Annotated in this window: 22 protein-coding genes and 1 other annotated feature; of the genes, 15 read left to right on the top strand and 7 right to left on the bottom strand. The window is 38.7% G+C overall.

Going from position 1 to position 23,210, the window contains the following annotated elements; all coding sequences use genetic code 11:
* Positions 1–166 precede the first annotated feature (166 nt).
* A complete protein-coding gene (metK, locus tag AC0VXV_RS14775; RefSeq protein WP_475528981.1) occupies positions 167–1,363 on the top strand; it encodes a methionine adenosyltransferase in 1,197 nt (398 codons plus the stop codon).
* A 109-nt stretch (positions 1,364–1,472) separates the two neighbouring features.
* Here the strand turns inward: metK and AC0VXV_RS14770 are convergent, their stop codons facing one another.
* Positions 1,473–1,985: a gamma carbonic anhydrase gene (locus AC0VXV_RS14770; RefSeq protein WP_475528980.1), complete on the bottom strand. Its 513-nt coding sequence runs from the start codon at positions 1,983–1,985 to the stop codon at positions 1,473–1,475.
* Positions 1,986–2,238: 253 nt separating this feature from the next.
* Between AC0VXV_RS14770 and AC0VXV_RS14765 the strand changes: the two genes are divergently transcribed.
* Both AC0VXV_RS14765 and AC0VXV_RS14760 read left to right on the top strand, forming a co-directional pair.
* Entirely contained in the window at positions 2,239–3,042 is an 804-nt protein-coding gene (locus tag AC0VXV_RS14765) for an alpha/beta hydrolase (RefSeq protein WP_475528979.1), read from the top strand.
* A 132-nt stretch (positions 3,043–3,174) separates the two neighbouring features.
* On the top strand, positions 3,175–4,635 hold the full coding sequence (locus AC0VXV_RS14760) for an alanine/glycine:cation symporter family protein (protein WP_475528978.1): 1,461 nt from the start codon (positions 3,175–3,177) through the stop codon (positions 4,633–4,635).
* Between the two features lie 36 nt (positions 4,636–4,671).
* Here the strand turns inward: AC0VXV_RS14760 and AC0VXV_RS14755 are convergent, their stop codons facing one another.
* The 3 genes from AC0VXV_RS14755 to mnmL are packed head-to-tail and all read right to left on the bottom strand — an operon-like array spanning position 4,672 to position 6,640.
* Complete coding sequence (locus AC0VXV_RS14755) at positions 4,672–5,067, bottom strand: pyrimidine dimer DNA glycosylase/endonuclease V (protein ID WP_475528977.1); 396 nt, start codon at positions 5,065–5,067, stop codon at positions 4,672–4,674.
* 38 nt (positions 5,068–5,105) lie between these two features.
* Entirely contained in the window at positions 5,106–5,687 is a 582-nt protein-coding gene (gene mnmM, locus AC0VXV_RS14750; RefSeq protein WP_475528976.1) for a tRNA 5-(aminomethyl)-2-thiouridylate-methyltransferase MnmM, read from the bottom strand.
* Positions 5,684–6,640 (bottom strand): tRNA modification radical SAM protein MnmL/YtqA, encoded by a 957-nt coding sequence (gene mnmL, locus AC0VXV_RS14745; protein ID WP_475528975.1) that lies wholly within the window; start codon positions 6,638–6,640, stop codon positions 5,684–5,686. The genes mnmM and mnmL overlap by 4 nt, the downstream gene beginning before the upstream one ends.
* A 133-nt stretch (positions 6,641–6,773) precedes the next feature.
* Between mnmL and AC0VXV_RS14740 the strand changes: the two genes are divergently transcribed.
* The 7 genes from AC0VXV_RS14740 to trhA all read left to right on the top strand — a co-directional run bounded on the left by AC0VXV_RS14740 (position 6,774) and on the right by trhA (position 14,250).
* On the top strand, positions 6,774–7,940 hold the full coding sequence (locus AC0VXV_RS14740; RefSeq protein WP_475528974.1) for an MDR family MFS transporter: 1,167 nt from the start codon (positions 6,774–6,776) through the stop codon (positions 7,938–7,940).
* A gap of 51 nt (positions 7,941–7,991) precedes the next feature.
* Positions 7,992–8,206: a binding site (T-box leader), on the top strand.
* A gap of 112 nt (positions 8,207–8,318) precedes the next feature.
* On the top strand, positions 8,319–10,733 hold the full coding sequence (gene leuS / locus AC0VXV_RS14735; RefSeq protein ID WP_475528973.1) for a leucine--tRNA ligase: 2,415 nt from the start codon (positions 8,319–8,321) through the stop codon (positions 10,731–10,733).
* 156 nt (positions 10,734–10,889) lie between these two features.
* Positions 10,890–11,408, top strand: coding sequence for a sigma-70 family RNA polymerase sigma factor (locus tag AC0VXV_RS14730; RefSeq protein WP_475528972.1), 519 nt, complete (start codon positions 10,890–10,892; stop codon positions 11,406–11,408).
* Positions 11,389–12,321, top strand: a complete 933-nt coding sequence (locus tag AC0VXV_RS14725) for a hypothetical protein (protein WP_475528971.1) — start codon at positions 11,389–11,391, stop codon at positions 12,319–12,321. The genes AC0VXV_RS14730 and AC0VXV_RS14725 overlap by 20 nt, the downstream gene beginning before the upstream one ends.
* Before the next feature lie 12 nt (positions 12,322–12,333).
* The gene (locus AC0VXV_RS14720) at positions 12,334–12,873 is read left to right on the top strand and encodes a hypothetical protein (RefSeq protein WP_475528970.1); all 540 of its coding nucleotides are present in this window, start codon (positions 12,334–12,336) and stop codon (positions 12,871–12,873) included.
* Between the two features lie 82 nt (positions 12,874–12,955).
* Positions 12,956–13,390: a CoxG family protein gene (locus AC0VXV_RS14715; protein ID WP_475528969.1), complete on the top strand. Its 435-nt coding sequence runs from the start codon at positions 12,956–12,958 to the stop codon at positions 13,388–13,390.
* Positions 13,391–13,608: 218 nt separating this feature from the next.
* Entirely contained in the window at positions 13,609–14,250 is a 642-nt protein-coding gene (trhA, locus tag AC0VXV_RS14710) for a PAQR family membrane homeostasis protein TrhA (protein WP_475528968.1), read from the top strand.
* Between the two features lie 40 nt (positions 14,251–14,290).
* On the opposite strand, the gene AC0VXV_RS14705 is transcribed toward trhA, so the two are convergent.
* Positions 14,291–15,106 (bottom strand): cysteine methyltransferase, encoded by an 816-nt coding sequence (locus tag AC0VXV_RS14705; protein WP_475528967.1) that lies wholly within the window; start codon positions 15,104–15,106, stop codon positions 14,291–14,293.
* A gap of 89 nt (positions 15,107–15,195) precedes the next feature.
* Positions 15,196–16,449, bottom strand: a complete 1,254-nt coding sequence (locus AC0VXV_RS14700; protein WP_475531472.1) for a BaiN/RdsA family NAD(P)/FAD-dependent oxidoreductase — start codon at positions 16,447–16,449, stop codon at positions 15,196–15,198.
* 263 nt (positions 16,450–16,712) lie between these two features.
* On the opposite strand from AC0VXV_RS14700, the gene AC0VXV_RS14695 reads away from it, so the two are divergent.
* Both AC0VXV_RS14695 and AC0VXV_RS14690 read left to right on the top strand, forming a co-directional pair.
* Positions 16,713–18,329 carry a putative polysaccharide biosynthesis protein gene (locus AC0VXV_RS14695; protein WP_475528965.1) on the top strand — a complete coding sequence of 539 codons (1,617 nt, stop codon included), beginning with the start codon at positions 16,713–16,715 and terminating at the stop codon, positions 18,327–18,329.
* A 49-nt stretch (positions 18,330–18,378) separates the two neighbouring features.
* Positions 18,379–19,089 carry a pseudouridine synthase gene (locus AC0VXV_RS14690; protein ID WP_475528964.1) on the top strand — a complete coding sequence of 237 codons (711 nt, stop codon included), beginning with the start codon at positions 18,379–18,381 and terminating at the stop codon, positions 19,087–19,089.
* Between the two features lie 191 nt (positions 19,090–19,280).
* Here the strand turns inward: AC0VXV_RS14690 and AC0VXV_RS14685 are convergent, their stop codons facing one another.
* Positions 19,281–19,502 (bottom strand): DeoR family transcriptional regulator, encoded by a 222-nt coding sequence (locus AC0VXV_RS14685; protein WP_008408196.1) that lies wholly within the window; start codon positions 19,500–19,502, stop codon positions 19,281–19,283.
* 326 nt (positions 19,503–19,828) lie between these two features.
* Here AC0VXV_RS14685 and pepV point away from each other — a divergent pair, with 326 nt between their 5' ends.
* From pepV to AC0VXV_RS14670, 3 genes are all read left to right on the top strand, one after another.
* On the top strand, positions 19,829–21,223 hold the full coding sequence (gene pepV, locus AC0VXV_RS14680; protein ID WP_475528963.1) for a dipeptidase PepV: 1,395 nt from the start codon (positions 19,829–19,831) through the stop codon (positions 21,221–21,223).
* 19 nt (positions 21,224–21,242) lie between these two features.
* Positions 21,243–22,094: a D-amino-acid transaminase gene (dat, locus tag AC0VXV_RS14675; RefSeq protein WP_475528962.1), complete on the top strand. Its 852-nt coding sequence runs from the start codon at positions 21,243–21,245 to the stop codon at positions 22,092–22,094.
* 116 nt (positions 22,095–22,210) lie between these two features.
* Complete coding sequence (locus AC0VXV_RS14670; protein ID WP_475528961.1) at positions 22,211–23,209, top strand: nuclease-related domain-containing protein; 999 nt, start codon at positions 22,211–22,213, stop codon at positions 23,207–23,209.
* Position 23,210: the final 1 nt, after the last annotated feature.

Genomic DNA, 23,210 nt, shown 5'->3' with positions numbered 1-23,210 from the left:
GAAAATTATATAGTTACAGCCTTTCAGACCCTCGTGTTAAAGCAAATATAGCTTGACGTTAAAAAGGCGGATACGCATAAGTGTAATTGCCGCAATATAACGGACATGGGTAATGAGTACCGTATCAATAAAAAACAATTGCCAAAGTGATTTAGGAGGAAATGACATGACAAATCGTCGACTGTTTACATCAGAAAGTGTAACGGAAGGACATCCGGACAAAATTTGTGATCAAATTTCGGATGCCATTTTAGACGCTATTTTAGCTGCAGATCCAAATGCACGTGTAGCTTGTGAAACTACGGTAACAACAGGCTTAGTATTAGTATCTGGTGAAATTACAACTTCTACTTATGTAGATATGAAAGGAATTATCCGCGATACAGTAGCAGAAATCGGCTATACACGCGGTAAGTACGGCTTTGATGCTGAGAATCTTGCAGTACTAGTAGCAGTAGGAGAGCAATCACCTGACATTGCACAAGGTGTTGACCAGGCATTGGAAGCACGTGAAGGTTCAATGACGGAAGATGAACTTGAAGCAATCGGTGCAGGCGACCAAGGTTTAATGTTCGGTTATGCATGTAACGAAACACCGGAACTTATGCCGATGCCTATTTCTTTAGCTCACAAATTAGCGCGTCGTTTAACAGAAGTGCGTAAATCAGGGGAATTGGAATATTTACGTCCGGATGGTAAAACACAAGTAACAATCGAATACGATGAAAACAATGTACCTGTTCGTGTGGATACAATCGTTATTTCAACACAGCACGATGAAGAAGCAACATTGGAACAAATCCAAACAGACATTAAAGAACACGTTATTAAACCGGTAGTCCCTGCTCATCTATTGGATGGAGCTACAAAATACTTCATCAACCCGACAGGCCGCTTCGTAATCGGCGGACCTAAAGGAGATGCAGGTCTTACTGGTCGTAAAATTATTGTTGATACTTACGGCGGTTATGCACGTCACGGTGGCGGGGCATTCTCTGGTAAGGATGCAACGAAAGTTGACCGCTCTGCAGCATATGCAGCACGCTATGTTGCTAAAAACATTGTAGCAGCTGGCTTAGCTGACCGTGCTGAAGTACAACTGGCTTATGCAATCGGTGTTGCTCAACCTGTTTCAATCGCAGTTGATACGTTCGGTACAGGAAAAGTAGCAGAATCAGAAATCGTGAACTGGGTTCGGGAACTGTTTGATTTACGTCCTGCAGGCATTATTAAAATGCTTGATTTACGTCGCCCAATATATAAGCAAACAGCAGCATACGGACATTTCGGTCGCACAGATTTAAATGTGCCATGGGAAAATACGGATAAAGCAGCTGAATTAAAAGCAAAAGCAGGAATTTAATAAAATAAAAAGGAGCATCCAGTTAAATGGATAGCTCCTTTTTTTATAATTTCCAATAAACTTCCTATATTATAGGTAGAGATTTCGATAAACGTATATGAGTGTGAATTTATTTCTGAAGTGATTTATAGTATTGTCCCTTCGCTACATATTCGGAAATAATGCGATCCATATCTTCGCGATCTTCTGCAGTTACTTCACGTACGACTTTTGCTGGGCGTCCCATTGCTAAACAATTGGGAGGAATCACTTTTCCCGGAGGAACAAGACTGCCGGCACCGATAAATGCTCCCTCGCCTATAACGGCCCCGTCCAATATGATGGAACCCATACCAACTAAAGCGCGTTTTTTAATAGTACAGCTATGTAATGTAACTTGATGACCTACTGTAACTTCGTCTTCAATAATGAGAGGGTAAGCGGGACTTTGGTGAAGGCAGCTCAAATCCTGAATGCTGACACGCTCGCCAATTATTGTTTTGTTCACATCGCCGCGTATTACCGTGTTAAACCAAATTGAAGTTTCGGCTCCTATTGTTACATCACCGGTAATTGTGGCATAGTCGGCAATAAATGCAGAAGGGTGAATCGTCGGTATTTTATCTTTATAGGGGTAAATCATTTTCAATTCCTCATTTCTTCTATAAAATTGTAGATAAATCTATAGATATCGTAACAAAACATGAAGATTTTTCAATTAACATTTCTTTTAGATTGGAATGTATTATAATTAAACAAACAAATAGTAATATAATGATGCCGAGATTAAAGAAGGCACAATATCATAATTTTTTGATACTCGTTAAAACTCGGACTTAATTTTAAAGGTCACATGTTTATGACATAAAAATAATTTAGATGTAAGGAGTATGGCCATGTGGAAATGGGAAACAGAGCAACAACCAAAAGCCGTAGTCGTTATTCTTCATAGCGCATATGAACATCACCGGTGGTACGCATGGTTAATCGAAAAGTTCCGCAGTTCCCACTTTCACGTTGTAATGGGAGATCTACCGGGACATGGAGAGCAAGGAAAGTATACAAAGTATCATGATGAGGACTTTAAAGAATATTACAAGTATACAAAATTGTTATTGAAAGTGGCACTGGAATATAATTTACCGCTTTTTATCGTCGGAAATGGGCTAGGGGCTGCAATAGCTACGTATGTGCTTCAGAACAATAAAATAGAATGTGCGGGTGTTGTTCTAACATCCCCTTGGTATAACTTAAAGCTGGCACCGGGAAAATTGTCGAATGCTTTATCAAGCTTCAGCGCCATTACATCAAATGTTAAGCTGAGACATGAGTTGGAGACTCACCATCTTACAAGGAATACAGATGTGTTAATGGAGTTGAAAGAACAATTGCCGTTAACGAGTATGGTGACAGTAAAATGGTATCGCGACTGGCAGCAGATGACGCGGACAATCCGTAACCCCGAATTGAAGTTCCCGGACATTCCGGTATTATTAATGACGGGTGAAAATGATAAAGTAACAGACATCAGTACATCAAAGAAGTGGATTACCGAGCATACGCTTTCCGAGTTTCATTACAAACAGTGGAAAGGCTGCCTTCATAGTCTGTATTTCGAATTGGAACGGGAAGATGTCTTTAAGTTTACAATAGACTATATTAATAATGTTTTAAGAGACTTGGGATATATTATAGAGTAAAGATAAACCTAACAAAATCATACTTTGTTAGGTTTATTTTTTTTCCAATAAAAAAATATATCGAAATTTTCGAATATTTGTAATATACTAAATTTCAAATTAATACATTATTTCAACAAGGGGGGTATAAGTATGGATTTTTTGAATGATTTTGTAGGATGGGCCAACAATATTTTATGGGGTCCTGTCATGATTTATGGTATTTTAATCGTTGGTCTGTTTTTCTCCATCCTTACAAAGTTCGCACAAGTCCGGTTAATTAAAGATATGTTCATACTAATGTTCAAAGGAGAGAAGTCTGACGCTGGTGTATCTTCTTTCCAGGCAATGTCGATTGCTTTGTCGGGTCGTGTCGGTACGGGTAATATCGTCGGTACGGCTTCAGCAATTGCTTTTGGTGGACCTGGAGCGGTATTCTGGATGTGGGTTACAGCATTTATCGGTGCATCAACAGCGTACATGGAATCGACGCTTGCGCAGATTTATAAAGAGAAGAAAGATGGTCAATATCGTGGGGGTCCAGCATTCTACATTGAAAAAACAACAGGAATTCGTGCATTAGGTATTATTTTTGCAATTGCGATGATTGCATCTGTTGCTTTTTTAATGCCTGGTGTTCAGGCGAATGCCATTGCGGGTGCGGTTGACAATGCATTCGGTATCGAACCATGGATTACTGGATTAGTTACGATTCTTTTATTAGCGGTCATTATTTTTGGCGGTGTTAAACGTATTGCGAACACAGCACAAATTTTAGTTCCGTTCATGGCATTAGCGTATTTATTAGTTGCTGGCATTATTATTATTATGAATATTACAGCAGTGCCTGAAGTGTTAGGGTTAATTTTCCGCAGTGCGTTTGCGGCCGATGCGGTATTTGGCGGGATGATTGGTAGCGCTATTTTCTGGGGTGTAAAACGCGCAATCTACTCAAACGAAGCTGGTCAGGGTACTGGTGCACATCCAGCAGCAGCCGCAGAAGTATCACATCCGGCAAAGCAAGGGTTAGTGCAGGCAGCATCAATTTATATTGATACTTTACTGGTATGTTCTGCAACAGCATTGATGATTTTATTCATGGGTACATACAATGTCCATGAAGGCAGCCAGGATGGAGCTCTAATCGAAGCCAAAATGGATGAGACAATTACGTATTCAGGCTTTACACAAGCAGCTGTTAATGATGCATTCCCAACTTTAAACAACTTTGGTTCAGGTTTTGTAGCGGTTGCACTTTTCTTCTTTGCCTTTACAACATTAATGGCATATTACTACATTGCTGAAACGAATGTTTCATATATGTTAAATGGCAGTGCGAGACGGATAGGGATATTTTTAATGAAGTTCGTATTACTCGCATCGGCATTTTACGGAACAGTTAAAACATCCGATTTAGCATGGGCATTCGGTGATGTCGGGTTAGGATTAACGGTTTGGATTAACGTAATTCTATTATTATTTATTATGAAGCCAGCCCTCATTGCACTGAAGGATTATGAGCAACAGAAAAAAGAAGGGAAAGACCCGGTATTTGATCCGAAAAAGCTTGGTATTAAAGGCGCGGATTTCTGGGAGACATATAAGAAAGAGTAGAAGTTTAAAAGGAGCAGCTAATTAAAAAGCTGCTCCTTATTTCATTGAATAATACTGCTGTAATGTCTCGAACTGTTCAGTAGTAAAATCTTTTTGTCCGCGAATATATTTTTCGTACAAATTGTAGTAGCAAATTGTTAAATACTCATCATTATGATGCCGGCTGTACGGCGGGTAGTTTTCAGGAATATGAAGATCGGAAAAATAGCGATCCATTTTGTCGATCGTACGAATCATTATATTTCGGGCGCGCATTTCCTCCAGAACAATTTGTGTATAAATATATAAATCCTCTTTCGGGTATTCGTAAATATAATTAATTAATACATGTTTGTCTTCCTTCACGAAAATGCTGTTCAACTCACGCCACTGGGCAAGAAGTTGACTTTTCGGTATGAATGGAATTAACTCGGTATGCCATAAACGCATCATTTCACCTCATTAAGGATATGAAAAAGAGCTAAGAAAACTTAGCCCTCTATCGGAAAATCTTTTACTTTTTCTAATGCAATGATAAACGGGGGAGCATTTTTCTGATTCATAAACTCATAGCGCAGAACATGTACATGTTTTTGCGGTAAATCACTTACATAGCGAATCACTTCATCGCGCTCGTCTTTTCCGCCTTCATGACCATGATAAACGACTAAAACGATCATTCCCCCGACTTTTAGCAGCTTTAACAAACTTTCAATCGCTTGGATCGTAGTGTTCGGCATTGTTACAATTTCATGATTGCTGCCTGGCAGATAACCAAGATTGAAAATTGCGGCTGATACTGGTTTTTGAATATAGTTTGCTACATTTTCATGCCCGTCTTTTAAAACGATTGCCCGATGCTCAAGTGCATTATCGAGCAGACGGTGTAATGTTGCATCAACCGCTTCCTTTTGTACATCAAACGCATACACATAGCCGTCATCTCCAACGAGATTTGCTAAAAAAAGCGTGTCATGTCCATTTCCTGCTGTTGCATCGACTGCAATATCACCCTCGGAAACTGACATTTCCAATAAGGTTTGGGCATATTGAAGAACACGTTCTAATTTCATTTTGTAACATCCGCCTTATAAAACTTCCCTTGGTAAGAACTGCGACGTTCCAACTCCGCATCAATTCCGTTAAGAACTTCCCATTTGTTGACAGACCACATCGGACCGATCATTAAATCGATTGGACCATCACCCGTAATACGGTGGACGATCATTTCAGGCGGAATAATTTCTAGCTGATCTGCCACGAGCTGAATATAAGCATCCTTTTCCATAAACTCCAGCATGCCTTTTTCGTATTGCTTCACAAGTGGTGTTCCTTTTAAAAGGTGCAGCAGATGGATTTTGATACCTTGTACATCAAGCTTCGCCACCTCACGGGCTGTTTCCATCATCATATCGTAATCCTCTAAAGGCAATCCGTTAATAATATGTGTCACGACACGAATACCATGCTTGCGCAATTTATTAACACCTTCCACATATGTCGCGTAATCATGTGCGCGGTTAATTAAATTGGCTGTTTTTTCATGAACAGTTTGAAGTCCAAGCTCTACCCATAAATACGTGCGTTCATTCAACTCTGCCAAATATTCAACAACATCATCCGGCAAACAGTCAGGACGCGTTGCAATTGAAAGTCCCATTACTCCTTCACAGGCAAGTGCTGATTCAAACTTATCCTTTAATACTTCAAGTGGAGCATGTGTATTTGTATACGCTTGGAAGTAGGCCATAGTTAAGCCGTCTTTCCATTTGTTCTCCATTTTTGCTTTGATCTTTTCGAACTGCACCGGAATCGGATCGACTTTACTGCCCGCAAAGTCTCCTGAACCTGCTGCCGAACAGAATGTACAACCGCCAAAAGCGACCGTACCGTCACGGTTTGGGCAATCAAACCCAGCATCCAAAGCAACCTTGTAAACTTTCTTTCCGAATTCATTTCGTAAATAGCGATTCCATGTATAATAACGTTTCCCGTCTGACGGGAAAGGGAAATTTGTTTCAGTCATTCCTTGTTCACTCCTCTAACATATTATTCTAACACGGACAGAACATCGTGTCCTAATAGAAATATTTTTCTTGTACAAATTCCTGTTAAAGAATAAACTAGTAAATTGAGCAAATATTGAAGGAGGAAGTTGATTGCCGAAACAAGTATGGTTTTTAATTATTGGCACATTCGTAAATACGGTTGGAAATTCATTTTTATGGCCTTTAAATAGTATTTATATTCATGATCATTTAGGAAAATCTTTAACTACCGCTGGAATTGTCCTCATGCTAAATTCATTGGCAGGTGTGTTCGGCAATCTAGTAGGCGGTTATTTATTTGATAAATTAGGTGGCTATAAAGCAATTTTAATTGGGGTTGTATTTAATTTGATTTCAATCACTCTGTTGACCATTTGGCATGACTGGCCGCAGTACATTGTATTTTTAACGATGATGGGCTTTAGTGGAGGGATTGTTTACCCGGCGATTTATGCGATAGCAGGTAGTGCCTGGCCAGAAGGGGGGCGAAGAGCATTTAACTCGATCTTTTTGGCAAACAACGTAGGGGTCGCAATTGGCCCGGCATTGGCAGGTATTGTTGCCGATATTAAGTTTGACTATGTATTTAGTGCAAATCTATTTTTCTATGCTATATTTTTTGTACTTGTCATCACGACATATAAGCGATTTGATATGAAGGGACTGACAACTAAACCGTTCTCCGGTGAGACAAAAAGAAAAAACAGGGGACCGATTGTGGCGATCAGTATATTAAGTATATCGTTAATTGTCTGCTGGTTAAGCTACTCTCAATGGAGCGCGACCATTTCTTCTTATACACAAGGTTTAGGAATGAGTCTATCCGAATACAGTTTACTATGGACGATCAACGGCTTCATGATTGTTGCAGTTCAACCGATTATCCGGCCGCTTGTCACACGCTGGGAAAACAAAATAAAACATCAGCTGGTGCTTGGTCTCATATTGATGTCGCTATCTTATATCGTCGTTTATTTTGCCCAGGACTTTAAGATGTTTGCTGCAGCGATGGTCATTTTGACGTTTGGGGAAGTGTTCTTTACACCGGTCATTCCGATGATTGCCAATAAATTGGCGCCTCATGGACAAGAAGGTTTCTATCAAGGGCTCGTCAATAGTGCATCTACAATTGGACGGATGATTGGCCCTGTTTTTGGCGGGTTAATGGTAGATTTATATGGCATGCAAATTTTGATGCTTATATTATCACTACTCATTGTCATCGCTATAATTCCGTGTCTGGTCTTTGATCGTACGCTAGGAAAAGAACAAACATAAAACAGTTACTTGTACTTTTGTGTTGAATTCGTTAAAATGAATGAAATAATAATATTGACTGTGATGAGGAATAGTAAATGGACGCACTTTATAGAGAGCTGGCGGCAGGTGGAAGCCGGTAAGTGTCAAGTTGAACTCGCCTCGGAGTTTGCTTTAGTGAAGTAATAGTAGCTAATGGCCGTGTATTCGCGTTAAGAAATGAAGCTGAGTGCTGCGTCACTAATTTGGGTGGTACCGCGGGAGAAAAAATACCTCTCGTCCCTTCTTATCATAAGATGGGACGGGATTTTTTTATTTTTTAAATATTCTGTTAAATCATTGATGATGCGCCTAAAATACATAAACCACAGCAAGAATATATTTAAAGGAGGAATTATTGTGAGTTTTAATCATCAGCAAATTGAAAAAAAGTGGCAAACGTTTTGGGATGTCAATAAAACATTCAAAACTGAAAATGAAATGGATAAGCCAAAGTTTTATGCATTGGATATGTTCCCGTACCCATCAGGTGCGGGTCTGCACGTAGGACACCCTGAAGGCTATACGGCGACAGATATTTTATCTCGTTTTAAACGTATGCAAGGCTATAATGTTCTTCATCCAATGGGGTGGGATGCATTCGGTTTACCTGCAGAGCAATATGCTCTTGATACAGGAAATGACCCGGCTGAATTTACGGCAAAAAACATCGCAACATTTAAACGTCAAATTAACGAACTAGGCTTCTCTTATGACTGGGATCGTGAAATTAATACAACTGACCCGTCATACTACAAATGGACGCAATGGATTTTCACTAAGTTAGTGGAAATGGATTTAGCGTATGTAGATGAAGTGGCAGTAAACTGGTGTGAAGCATTAGGTACAGTACTTGCAAACGAAGAAGTAATCGACGGAGTTTCTGAACGTGGCGGTCACCCGGTAGTTCGTCGTCCGATGCGACAATGGGTACTGCGTATTACAAAATATGCAGACCGTTTAGTCGATGATTTAGTTGATGTTGACTGGCCTGAATCAATTAAAGAAATGCAGCGTAACTGGATCGGCCGTTCTGAAGGCGCACAAGTGAAATTCACAGTTGCTGACACAGACAAAAACTTCGAAGTATTCACAACACGTCCGGATACATTATTTGGCGCGACATACTGTGTATTAGCTCCAGAGCATAAATTAGTAGCTGAAATTACTACTGCAGAGCAAAAAGAAGCGGTAGAAGCATACTTGGAAAAAGTATCGTTAAAGTCTGATTTAGAACGTACAGACTTAGCAAAAGAGAAAACAGGTGTATTCACAGGTGCATATGCAGTGAACCCGATTAACGGCAACCAAGTGCCAATCTGGATTGCGGATTATGTATTGGCGACATACGGAACTGGTGCGATTATGGCTGTTCCTGCACACGATGAGCGTGACTATGAATTCGCGAAAGAGTTCAATTTAGAAATTATTTCGGTTCTTGAAGGCGGAGACATTGAGAATGAAGCATTCACTGGTGACGGTGCGCACATTAATTCGGACTTCCTAAACGGATTAAATAAAACGGACGGCATTGCGAAGGCAATTGAATGGTTAGTGGAAAATGGTGTAGGTGAAAAGAAAATCACTTACCGTCTACGTGACTGGTTATTCAGCCGTCAACGTTATTGGGGTGAACCAATTCCAGTAATTCACTGGGAAGATGGCACAATGACTACGATTCCTGTAGAAGAGCTGCCATTGGAATTACCGAAAACAACAAACATCCGTCCTTCAGGTACAGGTGAATCACCACTTGCCAATATTGAAGAATGGGTGAATGTAGTTGACCCAGTAACAGGCAAAAAAGGACGCCGTGAAACGAATACAATGCCGCAATGGGCTGGTTCATCATGGTACTTCCTGCGCTATATCGATCCGAAAAATGATCAGGCGCTTGCAGATCCAGAACTATTAAAACACTGGCTTCCAGTCGATATTTATATCGGTGGTGCAGAGCACGCGGTACTTCACTTACTATACGCACGCTTCTGGCATAAAGTGCTTTATGATTTAGGACTTGTTCATACGAAGGAACCGTTCCAAAAATTATTTAACCAAGGGATGATTCTAGGTGAAGGCAATGAAAAAATGTCTAAATCAAAAGGCAATGTAGTAAACCCGGATGACATTATCGCTTCACACGGTGCAGATACATTACGTTTATACGAAATGTTCATGGGGCCACTGGAAGCTTCTGTAGCATGGAGCACGAATGGTCTTGATGGGGCACGTCGTTTCCTAGATCGTATTTGGCGTCTATTCGTAACAGATGAAGGGAAGCTAGCTGCAAAAATTCAAGATTCTTCTGATACAACATTGGAAAAAGTGTATCACCAAACTGTGAAAAAAGTGACGGAAGACTATGAAGGCATTCGCTTCAACACAGCGATTTCACAAATGATGGTCTTCATTAATGATTGCTACAAAGCGGAAGTAATTCCAACAGAATATGCAAAAGGCTTCGTGAAGCTTTTATCACCAATCGCACCGCATATTGCTGAAGAACTTTGGTCAATTTTAGGACATGAAGATACTATTACGTATGCAACATGGCCAATATTCGATGAGTCGAAACTAGTAGACGATGAAATCGAAGTTGTTGTACAAGTTTTAGGTAAAGTCCGTGCAAAAGTAACGGTTGCAAAAGATATTACTAAAGAAGAATTAGAAAAAGTTGCTTTAGCAGACAGCAAAGTACAAGAATTTATCGAAGGAAAAACAGTTGTGAAAGTAATTGTCATCCCAGGTAAATTAGTTAATATCGTTGTTAAATAATAGGAATAATATCAAAAGCCATTTTTCTCTGTGAGAAAAATGGCTTTTTTACATTTCTTAATCAAGAAAGAAAAAATCCTAAAAGAAATTCCCAGAAAGTGAAACAATTTCATGGAAATATGCGACTATAAAGAAAACAGTGAAAGGAGTGGGACCGTGTCGGCGCATTTAGAAGAAGTAATGATGGCATATGGCGAATACTGTATGCGTGTTGCCTATTTATATGTGAAGGACTGGGCAGCTGCGGAAGAAATTGTGCAGGACACGTTTTTAGCTTATTACAGGCAGCAGGAGCGATTCGAAGGCCGTTCTTCTTTAAAAACATATTTAGTGAAAATAACAATACATAAAAGTCATGATTATTTAAGAAGCTGGAAACGCAAAATGACCCATATTTCACCTAAAAAGCTTGTCACTCCTTCCATTGAACAAAAGAAGATTCATGAAGAACAGCAATCTGAGCTAGTAGAAGCTTTGTTGCAGCTTTCGATTAAATACCGTGAAGTCCTTATTCTACATTATTACGATGATTATAAAATCAGAGAAATTGCAGAACTTTTACGGGTAAGTGAAAACACTGTAAAAACGAGACTTGTTCGCGGTCGAGAAAAGCTAAAGCCGCTGTTAGTGAATTTTGAATGGGAGGTGCAGCAATATGACGAAATGGAAGGATGAAATTGACCGCTATATCGGGGAAGAACAAAAATTCACACCTGAAATGAGAGCCAAAGTATTGCATAAAGCATCTAAACGTTCGATTGATTGGCGGTATGGGCTAACTGCAATTTCGTTTTGTATCGTTGTGTTCATTCTTTTTTTAATAGGACCTACTCAAGTTGAACCGCCTGTCCAAACAGCAACACCTTTGGAAAGGCTTATTGAAGAAACAACTGTGGAAGAGTTTTTTATAAGTTCCCAATATAGTGAACCGGACCAATTTTTTGCACGGGATTCGAGTCGTTATAGGGGCGTGCATGCATTTAAGGAAGAAGAAGATGCCCTCGATATGAACAGGCTTTTACATGATTTAAAGCTGGTTGAACGTCCTTATAATAATGGGTTTGAAAAAGATGTACTTATAGTGATGTCGAATGGTGAGCATCTAAAGCTGAAAATTTATAAGAGTGGCGGATGGTTCGCAGTCCAAGATGTTCGAACAAAGTTATTTTATAAACTTGAAGATACGTCGGCGGTAAATTATTCAAGATGGAATCAAAAAGTAGATGAAGCTGGGTTGAGTTTTGGGGAATTAGCAACGTTAGGAGGAGCAATAATAATACTTTCCTACATTTTAAAGTTAGCCTTAAAATTACCTAAAACAAAGCAAAAACCACAAAAAACAGTTAGCTGGAAAGGTTCTTTAGTCTATTTAGCGGTCTTTTTTTCAATGCATTACTATACTAATTATTTGCAGGCACATGAATACGTAGTTTATCTAGATCTTCAATTTATTGTATATGCGCTTGGATTTATTGTTGTAATGCCATTAACGGAAGATAAGGATAAGTCTAAAAAAGAGCAAATTTATGACTGGATTATGACAGCAATATTCTTAATATTCTTATGGATTCTATTCTTTTACGGGTAAGGAGGGCCGTGGATGAAAAAGCTATTATTAATTGCGTTATTATTCTTACTTAGTGGCTGTACCGCAGATATGACAGCTAAGGAACCGTATCCTGTGGAGAAAGATTATCCTTTTGATGAACAGCTCGTACAATCTGTACCGAATGATGTTACGCTAAAAATCTATCCTAGGAGCAATGAATTTCAAATTTCTTTTGTGACTACATATGAACAGGCTGCATTTCTAGCAAGAAATGAGCCGTATTTAACATATGAAACAGTAGAAGGAAACTTTGTATTACCTAAAGCGGATTTAAAAATCGGGGAACGGATTGAAATAGGTGATAATGTGTATTATGGCATGAGCATAAATGTGATCGGTACACAGGTTGAATGGGAAGGGGTGCCACAGTCATTTATACAGCTACGCTTTCTGTTAGAGGATAAACAGTTGATGACACTGAATATTGGACGAATAGCTTTTGATGGTGAAGCTAGACTTGTTCGGATGGAAAGTACAACAAATGAGAAACTAAGGGAAATAGCACAAATCTTGCATGAAAAGCAAAAATAACTATGTTGCGTAACCGATTTCTATGTAATACTAGAATAGTAAATGGTCACATTTAATGAATTGAAGAAAGAAGTGTAACAACATGGCACAAGCATCACATTCAGTACAAATCCCAGTTAGCCAGGAAAAAGTATGGGTATTCGTAAGTAAAATTGAAAAATGGGCTGTATTAGTTCCAGCTTACAAAGAGCATAAAGAACTGGATGCCCAAACATCACATTGGACATTCGAAGGAAACTTTAAAGGCTTAAAGAAAAAAGTTGAAATCGAAATTAAAATTATCGAAATGAATGAGCCTTCTAAAATCAAATTTGAAATTACAGGGCTATCAGATAATATTAAAGGCGGCGGTGAATTTACAGCCGAGCCGAAAGATGGCGGTACATATATGACAGGTACAGTAGAAGTAACTGCTGGCGGTCTTTCAGGCGCAGTATTAAATCCGGCTATTAAAGTATTATTGCCAAAAGTAACGACTCGATTAACAGAAAAAATCGCTCGTCATATTCAAGCGTAAGATGAAATAACTCACTGGGAAAAATTTTTCCCAGGGGGTTTTTTATTTTGTTAGAAGGGGGTATAGCTTTTATGGAAAGAACCCCTTAAAAAGTTTTCACTTCAGAAATGAAAGTTTCCAGCAAATCCATGATAAATATCATATGGAAAGTATGACAAGTTCTTCTTTAACAACTAAATACATTTTTTTTATAATTGAATAATGAAAGAGGTGGCTTTATGACACAAATCATGATGGAACAAAGTGGATATAGTACAAAGGAAGAATTTTGGAACGGGCTGACACACGGAGTTGCCGCATTGCTGACGATTCCCGCAACATTGTTGTTAGTAAACAAAGCCCAGCATCAAGGCACAACATTAGAGCTTGTTAGCTATATTATTTTTGGTATTTCAATGTTTTGCCTGTATTTTGCTTCAACAATGTATCATTCATGGCCGAAACATAAAACATTTCTGAAAAAGTTCGATCATAGCTCAATATTTTTATTGATTGCAGGAACATATACACCGATCGTATTAGTCGCAATTGGCGGCAAATTGGGTTGGACAATTTTTGCGATTCAATGGATTTTAGCAACAATCGGTATTGTGCTGAAACAATTTTTTGTTTACCGTTTTAAATTACTGTCGCTATTTGTTTATATCGGGATGGGCTGGCTTATTATTTTTGTTGCCAAGCCGTTATTCGCACATATAGGCATCGCCGGCTTTGCAACATTATTAATCGGTGGGCTTTCCTATACAGTCGGCACTTACTTTTACAAAAATGACCGTATTCCATATAACCATGCAATTTGGCACTTATTTGTTATGGGCGGCAGTGTTGCAATGTTCTTCGCAATTTACTTATATGTATAAATAAAAGAGTCAATCCCGTTATTGGGGATTGACTCTTTTTCTATATGCTCGCTGTAAACTTTTCAATTAAATCCTGCAAATAGTCATCGTATTGTTCTTCGTTGCGTTTTTTCATTTCTTCCAAAACCTGATTTAAAAAAGTTTTGTTGTCCATGAACTGATCCGGCAACGTTTCATATAGTAGCTGATGATGGTAATTTTCCTGATCCAAATAAAGCTCAAAATAATAGCCGAGCTTTTCGTCTTCATTGAACATATGCATCATGCAATCTACTTCATAGCATTGCATAATAAAATCATGTTTAAAGCCAACCTGAACGGTAAATGCAATATGTCCGCCTTCACCATCTAATTTAAATGAATCCATATCTGAAATCATTAGATTTTTATGCATAAGCCAGTACAGTTCATTTGCCTGACGGTTTGTCGTAAAGCTTGTAATCCCTTTAGGCGCATTTTCAATGAAGAAATGCTTTGCCAGTTTTGCTTGCACGGCCTCTTCAATTGATGAAGAAGAGGCAATTTTATCGAGCTGCTGACAGACGATTAGCAATAGAGCTGGACTTTGTTGTAAATGTTCAACAATCTTTTTTAATTGCATCGGGCAAACATTTGGGATATTGACTAAATCGACAGCCAAAGTCATGCCGACACCTTGTTTATTTAAGCCGAGTATCAAATATAATGGAACACTTTTCGCATAGGAGTTATTTTTTTCGACATAGCAAAAAACACGAATGGAAAAGGTGAATTCATCCTTATTACGATTGCTTATTTTAGTGCAAGATAAATGAGTTTGCATTAGCTCATCTGATGCTAAATAAAGCATAGTCTGGTTTTTTTGAGAATTATTCATCGTGCCGTATCCTCCTGAGTGTACATACCTCTTATGATACTAGGGAATGATGAGCAGTTCTAGTATTTTTACGATTAAAATCAGAAACGTTACTGTTGACCCGCACTCATACCCGCAATTCTTCCTGTTACGAGCGCAGAAGTAATATTATAACCCCCTGTATAACCGTGAATATCCAAAATCTCACCACAGAAGTAGAGTCCCTGTTTTTTCTTGGAGGCCATTGTTTTTGGTTCTATTTCTTTTACCGAAACACCACCCCCTGTAACAAATGCCTTTTCGATCGGTTGGGTACCGTGAACGTCCATCGTAAATGCGACAAGCTCACGTGCAAAGTTGCGAATCTTCTCCTGAGATAATTCTATGCCTGTTAACTGTGCGTCAATACCTGCACGCTCCATTAAAAATAAGAGCCATCGTTCTGGAACAAGTGATTTCCATAAGTTTTTCACCGCTTTTTTCGGTTCTTCCTTAATTGTTTTATTTAACATTTGGAAGCATGTTTCTTCGTTATACTCTGGTAATGATTGAATTCGAACTTGTACGGGTGCGCTTCCTGATTTCAGCTGCTCTTTTACAATAAACTGACTGCAGCGTAAAATGGCAGGGCCGCTTAAACCGAAGTGAGTAAACAGCATATCCATCTGATGTGTTACAAGAACTTTTCCTTTTTTGTTCAGGACAGAGACAGCAGCATCGCGTAATGCCAGCCCTTGTAGCTCACGTGATTGAATGAACGATTCCTTTGAAGTCACAGGCACTTCTGTCGGATACAACGTAGTAACCGTGTGACCTGCACGTTCTGCCCAAGGATAACCGTCTCCAGTTGAGCCTGTTTGCGGAACTGCTTTACCACCGACTGCTACAACAACAGCATTTGTACGGATTTCTTCGCCACTCTCTAAACGCACACCATATATTTTTTCATCATCCATGAGCAATTTATTAACGGCCGTGTGTAAATGGACTTCCACTTTTAATCGTTTCATCTCATTGACAAGCGCATCAACGACATCTTGTGCGCGGTTGGACACAGGGAACATACGCCCGTGATCTTCTTCTTTTAATGCCACGCCAAGTCCTTCGAAAAATGCAATAATATCTTCATTATTATAAACGGTAAAAGGGCTATATAGAAAGCGTCCATTCCCGGGAATATGTTTAATGATTTCTTCCGCTGATAGTCGATTTGTTACGTTACAACGGCCACCACCTGATATGGCCAATTTCTTTCCGAGTTTTGAGCCTTTTTCAAGGAGGAGCACTTTTTTGTTTTGCTCGGCTGCGGCGATTGCTGCCATCAATCCTGATGGACCGCCTCCTATTACAATTACATCATACATAGATAATTTCTCACTTTCTTTTGCAATAATTTTTTCGTTCAACGGATTTTTCTCTTACTTATTATACACGAAGTGAAGAAACTATTTGAGTAAATGGTCTTTCACATGTAAACTTGTAAAAGGAAATGTACGGGAACTTTTTAATGAGAGTACCGTCACAAGAAGGAAGTTAAATAATGTAAATAAATAACTTGCTATACGCATTCGTATTGTAAGTGAATTGTTATACTGAGAGAATTTCATATAGAACGGTAGGTTATTTCATGTCTTCATTAATGAAAGGAACAGCCATATTAACAATTGGATTGTTTCTATCAAAGCTTTTAGGGTTAATTTATATTTTCCCGTTTTACGCCATTGTAGGTGAAGATAATATTGCTTTATACAATTACGCCTACATTCCTTATAACATTATGTTAAGTGTTGCCATTGCGGGACTGCCAATTGCAGTATCAAAATTCGTATCGAAATATAATGCGCTCGGGGATTTTGATGCCGGCCGCAGACTAGTAAAAACAGGTGCTTTATTGATGACGCTTACAGGAATTGTAGCGTTTATTTTAATGAATCTGCTTGCGACACCGCTTGCAAATATAGTAATTGACAGTGAAGAACAGACATTTACTGTAGAGCAAGTAGCGAACGTTATTAAATGGGTTAGCTATGCATTAATTGTAGTGCCTTTTATGAGTTTAGTACGTGGTTACCTGCAAGGATATGGACATTATTTGCCGACATCTGTTTCTCAGTTAGTCGAGCAGATTGTGCGCATCGTCTTTTTACTCGGTGGGGCATTCCTCGTTGTCAAAGTTATGGACGGTGATGAGATTACCGCAATTAATTTCTCGGTATTTGCCGCGTTTATCGGAGCGATTGGCGGACTCTTAACATTGTTTTATTTCTGGAAAAAACTACGTCCCGAAATTAAGGCTGTTCAGGTTGTAGCCCCGAAAGAACAGAGACTTCCTTATTCGGATATGTACAAAGAGATATTTAAATATTCGATCCCTGTTGTTTTTGTCGGATTGGGTGGTTCATTATTCCAGCTTATCGATTTGCTGACATTTAACCGTGCAATGATCGCCAGTGGAGTACCGGCGGAAATTTATGAACCGTATTTTACAATGCTTAACTTGTTAACACAAAAAATCGTTATGATTCCTGTTGTTTTGGCGACAGGCTTTTCAATGGCAATCATTCCGACGGTGACGAAATTTTATACGGAAGGTAATTTGCGTCAAGTACATAGTGCGATGGATAAAACGTACCAAGTGCTGTTGTTTATTACTGTACCTGCAGCAATCGGAATTTCGATTTTAGCGGAAGATTTATATCATTTCTTCTATTCCTTCAGCGAAATGGGTACACAAGTATTAAGCCACTACGCACCGCTTGCTATTTTCTTTGCTTTATTTTCAGTAACAGCTGCTATGTTACAAGGGGTCAATTACCAAAAGTGGGTAATCTTCAGTTTACTTGTCGGATTGCTTACAAAAACAATACTAACTACACCGCTTATTCATCTAATGTCGGTTGATGGAGCTATTTTAGCGACAGCACTTGGCTATGGAGCGACAATCGCAATTAATATTTTTGTTTTAAAGAAAGTGACAAATTACGATGCGACTGTTGTTTTACGACGTATTTTATTAATTATTATTTTGACTATTGTAATGGCTTTAGCGGTATGGATTACACATATTATTTTAACAGCGATTGCACCGGCTGATACGAAAGCATTGGCACTTCTATATGCAATTATTTGTGCAGGGGTCGGCGCGATTTTTTATGGCGCGATTTCTTATAGACTAGGGTTAGCCCAATTATTATTAGGTGAAAAATTCACAAAGATTGCACGTAAATTAAGATTAGTAAAATAAAAATGAGGACGTCGCAACGTAGGCGTCCCCTTTTTTCATGGAGGACTTTATGCGTTTAGATAAATTACTGGCTAATATGGGCTACGGCTCAAGAAAAGAAGTTAAACTATTATTAAAGCAAAAAGCTGTAACAGTGGACGGTGTTACAGTAAAAGATTCAGCAATGCATGTGAATCCTGAAAAGCAAAATGTTTCGGTATTTGGCGAGCGTGTGGAATATGTGGAGTTTATTTATTTAATGATGAATAAACCACCGGGTGTCATTTCAGCTACAGAAGACCGCTACGATCAAACGGTCATTGATTTACTCGATCCATCTTATCAGCACTTTGAGCCATTCCCTGTCGGACGTTTGGATAAAGATACAGAAGGGCTACTGCTAATTACAAATGACGGTAATTTAGCACATAATCTTCTTTCTCCTAAAAAGCATGTCCCGAAATGGTATTACGCCAAAATTGACGGGGTAGTTACAGAAGCCGACATCGAAGCATTCGCACAAGGTGTAACATTGGAAGATGGTTATCATACAAAGCCGGGAGAATTAAAAATATTAGTGTCTGGCAAGCAATCGGAAATTGAGCTGATGATCCAAGAAGGAAAATTCCATCAAGTGAAGCGCATGTTTGAGGCGGTGGGCAAGAAGGTTACGTATTTAAAACGTCTGTCAATGGGAACATTGCAGCTTGATGAAGAGCTGGCATTAGGTGAATACCGCGAGCTGACAGAACAGGAACTTGATCTTTTAGCGACAAAATAATAAACAAAGGAAAAGCGAATGCCCCGACGAAAAGGCATTCGCTTCTTTTAGTTCTATGTGTCAAGAACTAAGTGAACGCTTGCTGACACAGCAATGTTCATAATATTTCATGTGTAACTGATCGACACCTTAAGTTATGTTGGGACAATTAGTCCTTTCTCACAAAATAAGAATCAGCCGCTTTCAAAATTCTAAGATGTCATTTTTACTTTTTTCTTCGTCGTTGTCCATTTACCCCGACTTGGACTCATTACCAAGTCATTGAAGGCTAACACATTCAAATCTCTTTGAATGGTGCGAGGAGTGATGTTAAACTCTTCGACTAAATCCTGTGTAGTCACTTCTCCTTTATTCAGGATAAACATATACACGTCTTTAATACGATTAAGCATTCTATCAGTAGTTGGTTTCATTTCTAAAAACCACTCCTTCGATCTTAAATTCTCATGGCATAAGACTAGCGGACGACAAAATATGTGCGGAGTGCACTTAGGCTTTAGTAGTTTGCCTTAGACATCCCCTTTTCTGAAAGTTTGGTCAGAATAGATGTTCTGACACATACATTATAGCGGAAAACCAAACAGATTTCCAGAAATGAGAGACGAAAAACACTATTTTTACAGAAAATTCATATATTTAATATTCCTAGAAATATAGGTTGTAATGTATTTGTCAAATGATTATTGTAATTTTAACAAGAAGGAGTACAATAACAATATTATAAAAATGAGGTGTATTAATGGATTGGTTACAACTGGCTCAGGCAAGAAAAGAAGAGCTTATTCAAGAATTACAGCAATTGATTCAAATAGAAAGTGTAAAAGATGAAAATAATTTTTCTGATATAATGCCTTTCGGTGCTGGTCCGAAAGCAGCATTGGAATTTATGCTTCAAAAAGGTATAGAGCAAGGGATGACTACAAAAAACGTGGATCATATGGCCGGCCATATTGAACTGGGGCAAGGTGAAGAACTTGTTGGAGTGCTTTGCCATGTAGATGTAGTGCCTGCCGGAGATGCTGCAAGCTGGACATATCCTCCGTTTGAAGGACAAGTCGCAGATGGAAAATTATTTGGACGTGGTGCGATTGATGACAAAGGTCCGACAATGGCGGCTTGGCTGGCGATGAAACTGATCCACGATGCGAACATCCCTTTGAAAAAACGTGTACGTATGATTATTGGTACAGATGAAGAAAGCGGATTCCAATGTGTAACGCGCTACTTCGAAAAAGAGGAAATGCCGACAATTGGTTTTGCACCTGATGCAGATTTTCCGCTAATCAACGCTGAAAAAGGAATTGCTCATTTAACGTTCTCTAGTAAAGAAAAACGATCAGGCGATGAGCAATTACTGTCATTCTATGCAGGTAGCAGAACAAATATGGTGCCGGATGAAGCAACCGCTACTATAAAATATGCCGAAAAAAGCACAAGTGAGAATTTTCTGAAATATTTAAAAGAAAATGACGTTGAAGGCACTTTCACTAATAACGATAATGGGATTATAATTGTTGTGAAAGGTAAATCAGCTCATGCAATGGAACCAGAAAAGGGAAAAAATGCAGCGGTTTATTTAGCTAAATTTTTACAAAATGTTGTAGAGACAAAACAAAGTAAGTCGTTTATCGATTTTATTGTCCGTGTTTTTGACAACGTTCATTTTGGAACAGCATTGGATTTCCAATTTGAAGATGCGATGTCAGGACCGACTACATTAAATCCTGGAATTGTAACTTTTGATGAGCGTGGTGCGTCAATTGAAGTGAGTATGCGCTATTCGGTAACGTATCCGTTTGAAGAAAAAATAACGAAAGCACAGGCATTACTACAGCATGAAGCATTTACATTAGATGTAGTGAGCAATTCAGTTCCGCATTATGTGAGTGAGGAAGATGAATTGATTCAAACATTGCTGCAAGTATATCGGAAATACAGCAAAGACTACTCGAAGCCACTTTCAACTGGCGGAGGGACATATGCTCGCGTTATGAAAAAAGGGGTTGCATTCGGTATGCTGTTCCCAGGCGAATTAGATGTTGCCCATCAGGCCGATGAATTTGTTGATATTGATAACTTGATAAAAGCGACTGCCATTTATGCAGAAGCAATAGTAAATTTAGCAACTAACTAATAAAAAGGTGGTATTTGAGATGAGCTTTAGTTTATGGAATGATCAAATTGTAAAAAATGAAGAGGTATTGGTGGACAAGGAAGACCGCGGCTATCAATTTGGTGACGGTGTGTATGAAGTAGTAAAAGTGTATAATGGGGAACTGTTTACAGCGACTGAGCATATTGACCGTTTTTTTGACAGTGCTGAAAAAATCCGCATTACGATTCCTTATACAAAAGATAAATTACACCAATTACTGCATCAACTTGTAGAAGCAAACAATATCGACACAGGTCATGTTTACTTCCAAATTACACGTGGTGCCGGCCCTCGTAACCACATTTTCCCTGGTGATGATGTGAAACCGGTAATTACAGGGAATGCGAAAGAAAATCCACGCCCATTAGAAAATTTTGAAAAAGGTGTAAAAGCTACATGTGTGGAAGATATTCGCTGGTTGCGTTGTGATATTAAATCACTAAACTTGCTTGGTGCGGTTCTAGCAAAACAGGAAGCATATGAAAAAGGATGCTATGAAGCAATTTTACACCGTGGTGAAATTATTACGGAAGGTTCATCTTCAAACATTTACGGGGTTAAAGAAGGTGTACTATTTACACACCCAGCCAACAATCTCATTTTAAATGGGATTACTCGTCAAGTAATTATTAAATGTGCAGCGGAAATCGGTCTTACTGTTAACGAACAGGCAATGACGAAAGAGCAGCTGCTTGCTATGGATGAAGTAATCGTTTCTTCAACAACATCAGAAGTAACTCCGGTTATTGAAATTGACGGTACAGTTATCGGCAACGGTACACCGGGTGAATGGACACGTAAATTACAAGCTCAATTTGAAACAAAAATTCCAAAAGGGATTAAAGCTTAATTCATTAATTAAATAAAATAGCGTCTTGCTTATCGGCAAGGCGCTATTTTTTTTTGCGGATAACCTGTAAAATGTAACGTAATGAAGATTAGGAAAGAAATTAGGGAGTAGATAAAATGGCTCAGTTAATAAAACTTCAAGATTATATTTCACGTTATGAAATTGACTTGGCACGCTATCCAACGCAGTTTATTCGCTTAAAGCAAAATCAGTGGGAGCGGACAAAGTATCAATGGCAGACGGGTGAAGCAATTGAACGTTGGGAACATATAGAGGAAGAAGTAAAGGAAGAGAAGAAAAAATCACTGTTTCAAAAACTTTTCCCTTTCAAAAAAGAAGTAGAAATAACCGAAGAAGAACAAGAAGATATCGAAAAAGTGACCATCTCCAACGATTGGACAGTTGAAGAAAATCCATATCAGGAAGACGATACGACGCTGATTTTTGAACCGAATCTTGTCTATACGCCAAAAACATTAGAAGAACTTAAGAAAATGTTCATCGATCAGTTTTTTCATTTTCAAATGAAATGGGCAAGCTCGACATTACGTGAAAAATCTTATGTAGATCCAAAATTTATGCGTGATACATTATTGCGTTCCGTGCTCCAAACATTGCCGGACAATTACTTAGTATTCTATTATCCGATTTTACGTGTGAAAAAAGCGCCAATAGAATTGGATATTATTATAATGACACCGACAGAATGTCTATGTATTACGGTTTTGGAACAGGAAAGTCAGGCGGTATATATTGCGAATAGCGAACGCTTTTGGTTAAAGAAGGTCGGAAAAAATGAAAAGAAAGTGTTAAGCCCTTTAATTCAATTAAACCGGATGGAAAAAGTTATTGAGCAGATTTTTCACCAAAATCATATTGAACTGCCGATTCGCAAAGTGTTGTTAACAAGAAATGGCTATATTGATTATCCCGGAACAATGTATGGCGTTTCATTTGTGGATAAACGGAAATTCCCTGAATGGATGGGACAATTAGCGCGTTCTGTTTCACCGATGAAGCATATGCAAATACGTGGTGCACAAGCGATTTTAAATACTGTGCAAACAACATCTTTTCATCGAGATATTTGGAATACGGAAAATAAGGAAGATTAAA

The organism is Solibacillus sp. iso_87, from assembly GCF_056173085.1.
Note: the sequence above shows the minus strand (reverse complement) of the source record. Positions and strands in the feature narration are given on the sequence as shown.